Origin of the sequence: Chitinophaga sp. H8, assembly GCF_040567655.1 — a bacterium.
Classification (GTDB): Bacteria; Bacteroidota; Bacteroidia; order Chitinophagales; family Chitinophagaceae; genus Chitinophaga; species Chitinophaga defluvii.
The window spans coordinates 68,366-81,389 of sequence record NZ_JBEXAC010000003.1; the positions used below are offsets into that span (position 1 = coordinate 68,366).

The following is a 13,024-nucleotide window of genomic DNA, read 5'->3' on the forward strand; positions in this document are numbered from 1 at the left end:
CGACCAGACTTTACTGTGGAGGAAGCGCCGTGAGGCAGGGCAGTAATAATACCAATATCACATAGTGGGTGCGCAGGTATTGTAGTGATTTGGACATACGTTTTTCCACTGTTTTTTCAGACACCTGTAATAAGGAGGCAATTTCTTTATAGGTAAGATGATGGAGGCGGCTTAGCCGGAAAGTTTCCTGGCAGTCGGCCGGCAGCATGTTAATCAGTTGTACCAGCAGTTGTTCATTTTCGCGGATTAATACATGGTTTTCTTCCAGGAGGTCTGCACTTACGGCAGCCAGGCGGGAGTAAAAGCGATGGTCGGTTTTCCGGGCACGGATAGCGTTCAGTACTTTATTGCGGGTAGCTTGCTGCAGGTAGGCTTTTATGGATTCGATCTGTTGTGCTTCCCGGCGTTCCCAGATTTTAAAAAATACTTCCTGGACAATATCTTCGGCCAGGTCGGGTAAGTTTAAAATCCTGCAGGCGGTAAGGTAGCAGGCCTGCCAATGCCTGTTGTATAACTCGGCAAATGCCGCTTCATCATGATTCCTGATTTTTTCTAATAACTGTATGTCGCTAAACTCCTGCATCTACGGAATCCTTGTTCCTTTTTTGATAGCCTAAAATCTTTTGGTGGAAGAGAGAATGGTTTGGTTGGTAATATCCTCCACAAGGTAAGGTTATTTACGTAAATCTCATAATGAAGCGGACAGGGTACAGCATTCCTCCCTCCAGGGATCCTGCAGGCAATCATCATCAGTAAGATTATGCATTTAATGCATGGAGTGTAGCGCCAGGCGATTGCCAGCCACATCATGTATGATAGCAAAATATCCCAGTTCTTCCCCTGCTGCAACCAGGGTCTTTTCTATTTCTATTCTGCCTCCGGCACTTTCCACGCGGTCCAGAACTTCCTGCAGGTCGGGGCCCGCATTCAGGTATACCAGGGCGCCACGCTGACTGGGAATATAGTCCGGGCCTTGTACAATGGCACCACCTATCCCTCCATTGCCGGAATCATACAGGAAAAAGCCCATACGATTGGGCCCCATTTGATTTTCCGGCATTTCAACATTGAAGATGTGGTTGTAGAACGCTTTGGCCCTGTCAAAATCATTAACAGGTATTTCAAACCAGTTAAGCGCATTCCTCGGGAGTTGCATTTTTTTATGTTTAGGGGTAACTAAATTTAGTTATTAAACAGGAATATTCAAAACATTGTTAATGATGTCAATAGGGAGATATTATTAAATTATTGTAATTGTAATCCGATAACATGTTTAGCGGTATCAGGATAAACAAAAAAGGCGAAGCCATCGCTTCGCCTTTCCTTATCGAATGAGGTAGGAATATTATTATACCAGCATGGTTACCGGGTTTTCCAGGTATCCTTTCAGGGTAGCCAGGAAGCGGGCACCTACGGCACCGTCCACACTTCTGTGGTCGCAGCTTAGGGTCAGCTTCATGATATTAGCTATTTTCACCTGTCCTTTTTCCACGATAGCCGTTTCTTTGATACCACCTACTGCCAGGATAGCGGAGTCTGGTGGATTGATGATCGCGGTAAATTCGTCTATCCCCAGCATACCCAGGTTGGAAACGGTGAAAGTATTGCCACTGAAATCCTGCGGTTGCAGTTTTTTGTTCTTGGCTTTATCGTAAAGGCCTTTTGCTTCTGCAGCGATCTGGCTCAGTGTTTTCTGATCAGCAAAGCGGATCACGGGAACAATCAGGCCATCTTCGATAGCAACGGCAGAGCCGATATGAACATGCTGGTTATGACGGATGAAGTCACCCATCCAGCTGCTGTTTACATCAGGATGCAGGCGTAATGACAGGGCACATGCTTTGATGACCATGTCATTAAATGAAATTTTCACCGGGGAGATTTCATTGATTGCCTTGCGGGCATCCATGGCTTTATCCATATTCACATCTATTTTCAGATAGAAGTGAGGTGCATTGAATTTGCTTTCGCTCAGGCGTTTGGCAATTACCTGGCGCATTTTGGTGAGTGGGGTATCGGTGTAACCTTCCTGTCCGGCAGGTACAAAAGGAGCTGCAGCAGGCGCGGAGGCCGCAGGAGCACTTTGAGCCGCAGGAGCAGCAGCCGGAACATAATTGTCCACATCTTTCTTCACGATTCTGCCACCATCACCGGAGCCGGTTACTTGCTGGATATCGATCCCTTTTTCTTCTGCCAGCTTTTTAGCCAGTGGAGAGGCTTTTACGCGGCCATCTTTATTGCTTTCCTCTGCAACAGGTGCAGGAGCCGCCGCCGCCGCAGCGCCATTGGTGGCGGGAGCAGCTTGTGCCGCAGCAGGTTGCGCCGGAGCAGCACCTTCAGCAGCCAGTATGGCATCTACGTTAGTACCTTGTTTACCTACGATGGCAATAATGCCATTTACTTTTGCAGCATCTCCTTCTTTAACACCAATATACAGGAGGGTACCATCTGCATAGCCGATTACTTCCATGGTAGCCTTATCGGTTTCCACTTCCGCCAGCACATCATCACTTTTCACGGTATCGCCTACCTTTTTATTCCAGGCTACTATTTTACCTTCCGTCATAGTATCGCTGAGGAGCGGCATCCGGATAACAGTAGCATTTTTTAGTGCTTCAGCAGTAGCGGCGGTGTCTGCAGTATTGGCCGCAGGAGCCGGAGCAGCTTGTGGAGCAGCAGCTTTTTCAGCAGCTGCAGGGGCCGCAGCGGGAGCAGCACCAGTATTTTCTCCTTCCAGTAAAGGTTTGTAATCTTCTCCGGGTTTGCCCACAATGGCAATAATACCGTTCACTTTAGCAGCTTTGCCCTTCTCTACCCCTATATATAATAAGGTGCCTTCCACATAGCCCATCACTTCCATGGTGGCTTTATCAGTTTCCACTTCAGCAATCACATCATCTGCCTTTACCTGATCGCCTACCTTTTTATGCCATTCCGCAATCACCCCTTCCGTCATCGTATCACTCAAAAGGGGCATTCTGATAACTTCTGCCATAGTGTTTATTCAAAATTTTGCTCAAATCTACATGGTTTTGCGCAAAAACGCAACGCAAGAGTTTGAAAGTGTTTAAAAATCAAGTTCCATATTCAGCCTGTCCTTCAGTTCTTTTACCAGGGGATATTTTTCCGTCATTTGCTGGAATTGTTCCCTGCTCGAAAGGGGAGCAGGCCCGATGTCCTGGGTTTGCTGGCTTTCATCCAGCTGGAGGGTGAGGATGATGCCTGCATTATTAAATTTTTGTTTCAGGAACTCTGAAATCGCGAGTTTCTCTTCTTCCATGAAGCGGAACATCACAATATTGCGGCTTACAATACCTATTTCATCGTTAGCCAGCAGTTTCAGCTGCGCCAGCTGGAGATTACTTACTACCGTCATTTTGTTAGCCTGCCGGAAGCGGTCGATAAACTCTTCCCAATACACATGCAGAGCCCCCATGGTGATCGGGATTGTTTTTTGTACCACGGTATCCTGTTGGCGGGCTGCATGCGCCTGTCTCATCCCTGCCAGGCCGGTAAGCTTGGTCGGAGGTACTGCTGTGGCTGGTCTGGTAGCCGTGGCGGCAGGAGCATTAGCGGTAGTATGGGTAACCGGACTAGTGGTAGCCGCTACAGGAGCTTGCTGCACTGGTGCTGGTGCCGGCGTTGGTGTAGGAGGTGCTACCGGCGTAACAACCGGTGTGCTGGCAACCGGTGCAGTATAGGTACTGGCAGCGGGTGTTTCGATGGTGAGCTTGGGCTCATTAGCCGCAATAGATGCTGTAGTGGCTGGTTTTTCTGTAACTGACCTGGCAGTTACCGGTTGTGCATGAGGGGCTCTCAGCTTTTGAGGAGCTGATCCATCAGGCACTAATTTTTTTTTTACCACCTCTCCGGTCTGATCATCACTTACCAGGGTTACCGCCTGCTGGAGGTAACACAACTTGATCAGTGCCATTTCCACATGCAGACGTTTATTGCGTGCCTGGCGGTAATTGATCTCCGTTTCATTCAATAAATGGAGGGCAGTGATCAGGTAAGCCGGACTTAATTTGCCCGATAGCTGGCGGTAACGGTCTTTCAGGTTGCCGGAAACTTCTACCAGGTGCAGGGCTTTTTCATCCTTACACAACAGGAGGTTGCGTAAAAACTCTGCCCAGCCATTGAGGAAGTTATCGCCTTCAAATCCTTTTTGCAGGATTTCGTCAAATATGAGTAATGCCCCGGCTACATCCTGTACCAATACGGTTTCCATTACCCGGAAAAAGTAATCATAGTCCAGTATATTGAGATGTTCCAGCGTATTCTGATACGTTAGATGCCCACTGGTAAAGCTGACGATCTTATCCAGGGTACTCAGCGAGTCGCGCATACAGCCGTCTGTCTTTTGGGCTACCAGGTGCAGAGCATCCGCATCTGCACGGATGTGCTCCTTTTCACAGATTTCCTGTAAATGATCCACAGTATCCTGTATGGTGATACGTTTAAAATCAAAGATCTGGCAACGGCTGAGGATGGTGGGGAGTATTTTATGCTTTTCGGTGGTGGCAAGAATAAATATGGCATAGGAGGGTGGTTCTTCCAGTGTTTTCAGGAAGGCATTAAAAGCCGAAGAACTCAGCATATGCACCTCATCTATGATATAGATCTTATACTTACCCGCCTGTGGCGCAAAACGTACCTGTTCTACCAGCGTACGGATATCATCTACCGAATTATTGGACGCAGCATCCAGTTCATGGATATTAAATGAACTGCCTTCATTAAACGATTTACAGGAATGACACTCGTTACAGGCTTCCCCGTCGGCCTGCAGGTTTTCGCAGTTAATGGTTTTAGCCAAAATACGTGCACAAGTGGTTTTACCTACCCCTCTGGGACCACAAAACAGAAAGGCATGTGCCAGCTGGTTATTGCGGATCGCATTTTTTAACGTAGTAGTAATATGTGACTGGCCTACTACGGTAGAAAAGTTCTGAGGACGGTATTTACGGGCTGAAACGATAAAATTCTCCATATGCAACATCGCTTTCGCGAAGGCCGAAAATACGCACAAATTCAGTAAGGAAAAAATGTTAGGGCAGGGCCAGCTACCAGTTTATCACCCTCATTGCCCACCCATCCTGCGGCTCCTTCCGGTTACCATCACCACATATTTAATTTATTATCCGGGGGATTTACCTTAATTTAAGGGCGAGTTAATTCCAAAGTACCCTAGCACGTGCGCGTTTATTATTTATTATAATAATAAATTAAAGTAATGCGTAAAACCCTGACCCTACCATTAATTGGAATCTGTTTATTGTTTGCATTGGTGGCCACCGGCATTATTGCGGCCTATCGCGAACATCGTCACAATTCACAGCAGCTTTTACAAGAGGTACAAACCCTTAATCAGGAGTATCCTCATTTTCGCCTGATGGACTCTGCGCTGGTAGCGCTGAATGAAGCTGAAAACAATTTCCGCCTGTACACTGCCTCTTTTGAGCGCAGGCATTTAACCGACTTTGGGAATGACCTGGCGCTCGTATCCTCCCTGCTGGATACCATCAGCACACCTGCACCAGGCCAACCCAGGAGCCAGCAATTTGAAGATCTGGTCAGGAAAAAGGAAGAGATGTCAGGCAAACTGGGGCAATTGAAAAAAGCTACCGATTCCCTGCTGACCCGTTCCATGAAAGATGAAATGATAGACAAGCTGCTTAGTTCTATCCCTGTTTACAACGTTTCCAAGGTGAAGAAAGAGGAAATCACCATGGATACGATTAATAATGTGCAACAGCCCAAAGAGGAAAAGAAAGGTATTTTTAAACGGATCGGGAATGCACTGGCCAATAAAAAGGATACCGTCAAGGCGCAGATGACCATTATGGTGAAGACGAAAGACGGGAAAGTAATGGACAAACAGACCTATGATGCCCAACGGCTCCGGAATATCCTGACAGATGTAAATGTTTATTATAAGGATATTCTGAAAAAGCAGTTATCGGGCCGCTCTGCGATCAACACCACCGAACGGCTGCTGGCAGGTAATAATATGGTGCTGTTGCAGCAGGTAAAGGCGCTTATCCTGAAACTGCGGGAACAGGCCGCACAAGAGCAGGCCCTGGTCAAATCCAATGCAACCAGGGATGTAAATGCCAGCAACAATAAAATGAGCACATTGGCTATTGCCGGTATGGCGGGTTTATTATTCTGTATGATATTAGGGGCGGTCATCTGCAGTATCCTCTATCTGGATCGCCGAAAACTGAAGGCAGCCAGAAAAGCAGCATTGGAAGTGGCACAAACACGTGCTGATTTTCTGAATAATATGAGCCATGAAATTCGTACTCCTTTAAATTCAATTGTCGGATTCGGGGAGCAACTGTCTTATACTCCCCTGAATGCTGACCAGCAGGAATTATTGCGGGCAGTAAGTATTTCGGCAGATATGCTGATGGAAGTTGTAAATGATGTGCTGGATTTTTCAAAGCTGGAGGGTGATTATATTTCCATCCAGAAACATGCTTTCCCACTCTATGCCGCTTTTGAAGAGGTGATTAACACCATGCGGATACAGGCTACCAAAAAGAAACTGACCCTGCATTTTGATTTTCAGGGCAAGCTGCAAACACAGGTGGTGGGAGATACCTTCCGGCTAAAACAAATATTGTTTAACCTGGTAAGCAATGCTATTAAGTATACGGATGAAGGGGAGGTATCGGTGAAGGCCATACTGGAAGAGCAACAGGAAGGAAAAGCGCTGCTTACTTTTACGGTTAAAGACTCGGGGCCTGGTATCAGTGATGAAGCGCTTCCACATATCTTTGACCGGTTTTACCAGGTAAAATCTCCCCGGATTACTGAAATTAAAGGTACGGGCCTGGGGCTGGCTATCACCAAGCGATTGCTGCTGATGCACGGAGGAGATATAGAGGTAGATAGTGTGCCAGGAAAAGGGTCCTGCTTTACCGGCCATATTCCCTACGAAACAGTAGAAGTAACTGTAGTAGAAGTACCCAAGCCTAAAGAAAAAGCAGAAAAAACAGGTGCGCGGATGGCGGACAAGTATGTATTGGTGGCGGATGATCAGGAAATGAACCTGTTATTGCTTAAAATGATCCTGACCCGCTGGGGCTGCCGGTTTGATATGGCAGTAGATGGAAGTATCGCCTGGGAGCTTTTCCAGCAAAATAATTATGACCTGGTATTACTTGATTTGCAGATGCCTAAAATGAGTGGTATTGATGTGATACAGAAAATAAGGCAGGATAAAGACCCGCAAAAGGCTAAAGTACCGGTGCTGGCTCTGACAGCGGATATCAGTCAGCAAGATATGATTGACTTCCGGAAGGCAGGTTTCAACGATTGGTTGCTGAAACCTACCCGGGAAAAAGATATTTATGCCACTATGGTCAAGTATGTGGAAACCGTTAAAGCGGAAGAGCGCTCTAGCAATAACGGTATTGCCACCCATTAAAAGCTAACAGCTGTTACAAAAACGGATGCCGTTTGAAAGGCTTGGTCCTGTCAAACAGGTAGCGATAGGTAGTCAGCTGCCGGTTCCGGAAGGTACCCAGGCTTTCTGCTACATTGATCATTTTAGTATTGAAGTCGCCAATCCACTGCATCTCATAGTCTTCATAGGGCAACTTATCTTGTATTAGTTTGGCGCCTTCTACAATCATATAGGCATCGGCTCCCATTCCCTGAAATTCAGGGATAATGCCAAATAAGAGGCCGATGAATTTTTTGCTGTTACCGGTCCACTTCAGGTAGAGGAACTGCAGTTTTCTTAACAGGCCAAACTGCCCGTTGAGATGTTTGAAGTATTGATTCAGATCGGGCAGATTCAGCCAGCAACCGATAGGTTCATTGTTATGGTAGATGAACCAGACCAGTTTTTCATCCATCACCATGGCCAGTTGCTTGAACATGATCATGGCCTTTTCCTTGGTAATATCTTTACCACCAGCATGTTGTGCCCAGGCTTTATTGTAGATAAAGCAAAAGTCCTCTACGAATTTCTCCAGCTCTTTTTTACGTATATGCCTGGCTGAATATGCAGGGTCTGCAGCCAGTTGTGCATGGCGTACATAGAATTTATCCTGCAGCTGTGCTCTTACCTTCAGCGCAAAGCACACCTGGTGGAAGAATGGCTGGAAGCCATAATTCTCCAGGAGCTGCTGGTAGTAAGGTGGGTTGAAATTCATGCAGTATAAAGGCTCATGAAACCCTTCTGTGAGCAGTCCCCACCAACGATCCCGTTCCCCGAAGTTAATAGGACCGTCCATCGCTCCCATACCTTTTTCCAGCAGCCAGTTTTTGGCGGTGTCAAACAGCAGGTTGGCTGCGGCCTGGTCATTTATACAGTCAAAAAAGCCAACCCCGCCGGTGGGTTGTTCATCGCCTTTATTTTTGTATTTTTTGTTTACAAAAGCAGCGATACGTCCTATTAATGCACCGTGGTCATCTTTCAGTATCCAGCGTATGCATTCTCCATGGCGGAAAGCTTTATTCTTTTTAACATCAAAAACATCATTCACATCCTTATCCAGCGGGCGTATCCACTGAGGAAGCTGTTTGTTTAGTGCTACATGTGCGGCTATAAACTGCCTGGCCTTTTGTTCATTATCAACAATAATCAGTTCCATAGGTGCATTTGTGCAAAAATAAAAGAATATGTGAATATCAGTTATTCAATTAAGTGCCAAACAGGATTTTGACCGTTCAAAGGATATTAACATTTATTTATAAAAGAATTATTAATAATAAAAAAAATAGTCGTCTATATTTATAGGATAAATGTTAAATGAACGTTTATCATCCAGACTGTGTTGTGAGCTACTATAACCCGATTAACCAGGAACTAATGGCCAGTGATGTAATTCCGTACCTTATTTTATCAACTTTAATCTGTTAATACTGCCCACGTTATGAAGAAAAACAAATGGTGGCTCCTGGGAGCGCTCCTGTTACTGGTGTCAGGTAGTTTGTATTTTACATTTGCAGGTAAGAAGCTCGACAATGGTATTACCGCCAGTGTACGAAAAGGTAGTTTCAGAGATGTAGTAAGCAGCCCCGGTGAACTGATGGCCGAAAATACCGTGTATGTATCTGCTCCAAGCGATCTGCAGGCCAACCAGATATATGAGGAAATAAAGATCCAGGACATGGTGGCCGAAGGCTCTATGGTAAAAGAGGGCGAATATGTAGCTACACTGGATCCCACCATTGTAAATAAAAAAATCAGCGACTGGCAGCTGGAACTGGACCGTTCCTTATCCTCCCTGGCACAAACTACCCTGGATACTGCACTGGCACTCAGAGAGGCCCGGGATCAGATGACCAACCTTGAATTTCAGATGGAACAAAAACGTTTAGCCCTGGAGTTAAGCAAATTTGAACCTCCGGCTACTATACGCCAGGCAGAGATTGATCTGGAAAAAGCGCAGCGGGATCTGATGCAGATGAAGGAAAACTACAAGATTAAATTACAGCAAAACGCTACCCGCGTAATGCAGGCCACCCGCGATGTAAAGCAACGGGAAGGAAATATCAGCCGGTTAGAAGATCTAAAAGGCCGGTTTATTGTAAAAGCACCTAAGAAAGGATTGCTGGTATATATACCGGACTGGATGTCGGGCGGAAAAAAGAAGACAGGTTCTGTAGTTCGTCCCTGGGATCCCCGGGTGGCCATGCTCCCGGATCTTTCCAGTATGATCTCCAAAGTATATATCAATGAAGTAGACATCAGTAAAATTAAAAAAGAGCAGACAGTTACCATGGGGCTGGATGCTTTTCCGGAAGTAAAACTGGATGGTAAGGTGATAACGGTAGCGAATATAGGAGAAAATCGTCCGGGTTCTACTGCCAAAGTATTTGAAGTAATGATCAAACTTAATAAAGTAGATCCTGTACTCAAACCTGGTATGACCACCTCCAATAATATTCTTACCAATGAAATAAAGGATAAGCTCATTATCCCGCTGGAGGCGGTTTTTGCAGAAAAAAATATCAGCTACGTATACCTGAAAAAAGGAGGTAGTATAGAAAAGAAGCAGGTGAAACTGGGGAAATCCAATGACGAGGAAGTAATAGTGGATAACGGATTGACAGAAGGGGATGACGTCTTTTTGTCTGAACCGGCCGTTGCCAAAGAGAAGACGATCACCCTATTGAAGTAATTGTTTCAAAAAATTCCTCCATGCGAAAACTTTGGGGTACCCGTAACTTAAACAACCTGTATATAGCCCTGGATTCGCTGGCTGCAAACCGTCTGCGGTCTTTTCTCACGGCGTTGGGGATCATCTTTGGTGTGGCTTCTGTAATTGCCATGCTGGCCATTGGTAAAGGCGCTAAAGAAGAAATACTGAACCAGATGAAACTGGTTGGGGTAAACAACATCGTTATCAAGCCTAAAATAGACAATAAAAAAACAGAGGACGAAGACGAAACCAGCAACACGCAAACCAAAGGAGAGCCTCAGGAACAAGCCAGCAAAGGTAAGTTTTCCAAAGGCCTCAGCTTGCAGGATGCCGTGAGTATCCGTAAAATAGTGCCTACGGTTTCCGAGATCAGCCCTGAAATTATCCAGGAACAAACTGTTATTTATAACGGTAAAAGTAAAAGCCTGAAAATAGTAGGTGTAGAGCCGGCCTTCTTTGATATCAACAATATGGCTATTGCTACCGGAAAGATGTTTAATGAACGGCAATTGTCCGCAGGTGAAGGGGTGTGTATTATCGGGCCGGGTGTAAAGAGAAAATTCTTTATTTCAGAAGACCCCATGGGTAAAACCATCAAATGCGGCCCGCAATGGCTTAAAATAATAGGGGTAACGGACGAAAAATATATCAGCGCAGCTACCAAAGAAAACCTGGGCATCCGTGACTATAACATGGATATTTATATCCCCATTCAAACTGCACTGATCCGCTATCAGAATCCTGCCTTATACCTGGGTAAGCAGGATGGCAGAAGAGATGATGATGACGGGGGCGGGAACCGGAAGAAGGAAAAGATTTTTCACCAGCTGGACCAGTTAGTAATCAAAGTAGATAACTCCGAACAGCTGTCAGCCTCCGCCGCTATTATCAGCCGCATGCTCAAGCGCAGGCACAGTGGTGTAATGGATTTTGAAATCGCCATCCCTGAACAATTGCTGAAACAACAGCAGAAAACCAAAGATGTATTCAATATTGTACTGAGCGCAATTGCTGGTATCTCCCTGCTGGTAGGGGGAATCGGTATCATGAATATTATGCTGGCATCCGTACTGGAACGTACCAGGGAAATAGGGATCCGCATGGCACTGGGCGCACAAAAGCTCGATATTGTTATGCAGTTTTTGTTTGAAGCGGTATTGATCAGCCTGTCCGGTGGTATCATCGGTATTTTGCTGGGTATTACCGGTGCGTATCTGGTAGATAAAATAGCTGATATACATACGCTTATTTCCGGTATATCCATTTTGCTGTCCTTTGTGCTGGCATCCCTGGTAGGACTTGTTTTTGGTATATCACCAGCCCGCAAAGCGGCCAGTAAAAATCCAATTGAATGTTTACGTCATGATTAAAGTAATTACGTTTGCCCTTTGTTGTTGCCTGTTAACTTCTACTATCGCAACGGCGCAGCAGGTATTGTCATTAAATTCGGTTGTACAGGACGCACAGCATAAATCACCTTCTTTTTATCGTGCACAAAGCTATGCCCTGAATAGCTTGTATGCCTACCGGTATTATATTTCCGGACAGCGGCCGGAGCTGAGAATGGATTTTAATAACAGTAGCAGCCCGATGGGGGAAACGATCTCTGTATTGCAACAGGATGGAACCTATCAGTTTGCCCGCCGCTCTTATTCTTCCAGCAGCCTGGGGCTTTCGTTGCGGCAGATTGTACCGCTGACAGGAGGTGTTTTTTCTGTTCGTTCCAGCCTGGCCCGTAACGATCAGTTTTCTCCTTTTGATACGGCGAGCTATTTATCTACGCCTTTTTCTATCAGCTATAACCAACCCATGATCCTGTATAATGGTTATAAGTGGGACCGGCGCATACAGCCGCTGTTGTACGAGGAATCCCGTCGCCAGTACGTGGAAAATATGGAAAAGGTATCCCTGGATGCCGCCAATCTCTATTTTAATGCATTGAGCGCACAAGTACAGGAAAAGATCCTCCAGTCTAATGTAAGTAATACAGATACCTTATACAAGATTTCCCAGGGCAGGTATGGGCTGGGAAAAATTGCAGAAAATGAATTGTTGCAGATAGAATTGAGTCTATTGAATGCCCGGACGTCGTTGGAGCAGGCTACACTGAATAAGGAGATTGCCTATCAGAACCTGAAGCAGTTCCTGAGTATGCCTAAGGATGCGGATATTGTATTAAATCCGCCGGATAGTACGCCCGTTTTTGTAGTCAGGCTGGATAAAGCAGTTGCAGAAGCCAACACTAACCGGCCAGCCGTTATGGCATTCCGGCGGCGGCGCTTACAATCAGAGCAGGAGGTGGCCCAGGCCAAAGGAAACAGCGGATATGAATTTAATTTAAATGCCAACCTGGGTAAGTCGCGCGATGGGGCCTCTCTGGGAAGTGTGTATACCGGTGGTATGGCACAACAAAGTTTTTCAGTGGGCGTGGGGATCCCGATTGTAGATTGGGGAAAAGCACGCAACCGCATCAAGCAGGCAAAGGCCAACCGCAGCCTGGCAGAAATAGATATTGAGCAGGATGAGCGGAGCTTTGAACAGGAAATTTATTTGCAGACGCAATTATTCAATATTCAGCAAAGACAGTTAACCAGTGCTGCAAAAGCAGATACGATTGCCCGTCAGCGCTATGAAATCACCAAACAACGTTACCTGATCGGCAAAATAAGTATTACAGACCTGAACCTTGCCCAGCAGGAAAAAGACCAGGCCAGCCAAGCCTATATCAATACATTAAGGTCTTACTGGAATGCGTATTATACCGTACGTCGCCTCACGCTTTATGATTTTGAAAAAGAACAGAAAATCAAGTATGAATTTGAAGAGTAGGTAATTCCGGCACTATTTTTTCTGTAAGG

General features: G+C 45.8%; 9 protein-coding genes. 4 read left to right on the forward strand and 5 right to left on the reverse strand.

Going from position 1 to position 13,024, the window contains the following annotated elements; all coding sequences use genetic code 11:
* Nucleotides 1-10: 10 nt before the first annotated feature.
* From ABR189_RS27185 to ABR189_RS27200, 4 genes are all read right to left on the reverse strand, one after another.
* The gene (locus ABR189_RS27185) at nt 11-583 is read right to left on the reverse strand and encodes an RNA polymerase sigma factor (protein WP_354663669.1); all 573 of its coding nucleotides are present in this window, start codon (nt 581-583) and stop codon (nt 11-13) included.
* 183 nt (nt 584-766) lie between these two features.
* A complete protein-coding gene (locus tag ABR189_RS27190; protein WP_354663670.1) occupies nt 767-1,156 on the reverse strand; it encodes a VOC family protein in 390 nt (129 codons plus the stop codon).
* Nucleotides 1,157-1,348: 192 nt separating this feature from the next.
* Entirely contained in the window at nt 1,349-2,995 is a 1,647-nt protein-coding gene (locus ABR189_RS27195; protein WP_354663671.1) for a pyruvate dehydrogenase complex dihydrolipoamide acetyltransferase, read from the reverse strand.
* Between the two features lie 72 nt (nt 2,996-3,067).
* Nucleotides 3,068-4,993 carry a DNA polymerase III subunit gamma/tau gene (locus ABR189_RS27200; protein WP_354663672.1) on the reverse strand — a complete coding sequence of 642 codons (1,926 nt, stop codon included), beginning with the start codon at nt 4,991-4,993 and terminating at the stop codon, nt 3,068-3,070.
* A gap of 243 nt (nt 4,994-5,236) precedes the next feature.
* Here ABR189_RS27200 and ABR189_RS27205 point away from each other — a divergent pair, with 243 nt between their 5' ends.
* Nucleotides 5,237-7,438, forward strand: a complete 2,202-nt coding sequence (locus ABR189_RS27205) for an ATP-binding protein (protein ID WP_354663673.1) — start codon at nt 5,237-5,239, stop codon at nt 7,436-7,438.
* A gap of 13 nt (nt 7,439-7,451) precedes the next feature.
* On the opposite strand, the gene ABR189_RS27210 is transcribed toward ABR189_RS27205, so the two are convergent.
* Nucleotides 7,452-8,612, reverse strand: a complete 1,161-nt coding sequence (locus ABR189_RS27210; protein ID WP_354663674.1) for a hypothetical protein — start codon at nt 8,610-8,612, stop codon at nt 7,452-7,454.
* A 282-nt stretch (nt 8,613-8,894) separates the two neighbouring features.
* Between ABR189_RS27210 and ABR189_RS27215 the strand changes: the two genes are divergently transcribed.
* From ABR189_RS27215 to ABR189_RS27225, 3 genes are read left to right on the forward strand one after another with little or no spacing between them, the layout of a single operon-like run.
* Nucleotides 8,895-10,145 (forward strand): efflux RND transporter periplasmic adaptor subunit, encoded by a 1,251-nt coding sequence (locus ABR189_RS27215; protein ID WP_354663675.1) that lies wholly within the window; start codon nt 8,895-8,897, stop codon nt 10,143-10,145.
* 20 nt (nt 10,146-10,165) lie between these two features.
* A complete protein-coding gene (locus ABR189_RS27220; RefSeq protein ID WP_354663676.1) occupies nt 10,166-11,536 on the forward strand; it encodes an ABC transporter permease in 1,371 nt (456 codons plus the stop codon).
* Nucleotides 11,529-12,995, forward strand: coding sequence for a TolC family protein (locus tag ABR189_RS27225; protein ID WP_354663677.1), 1,467 nt, complete (start codon nt 11,529-11,531; stop codon nt 12,993-12,995). The genes ABR189_RS27220 and ABR189_RS27225 overlap by 8 nt, the downstream gene beginning before the upstream one ends.
* Nucleotides 12,996-13,024 lie beyond the last annotated feature (29 nt).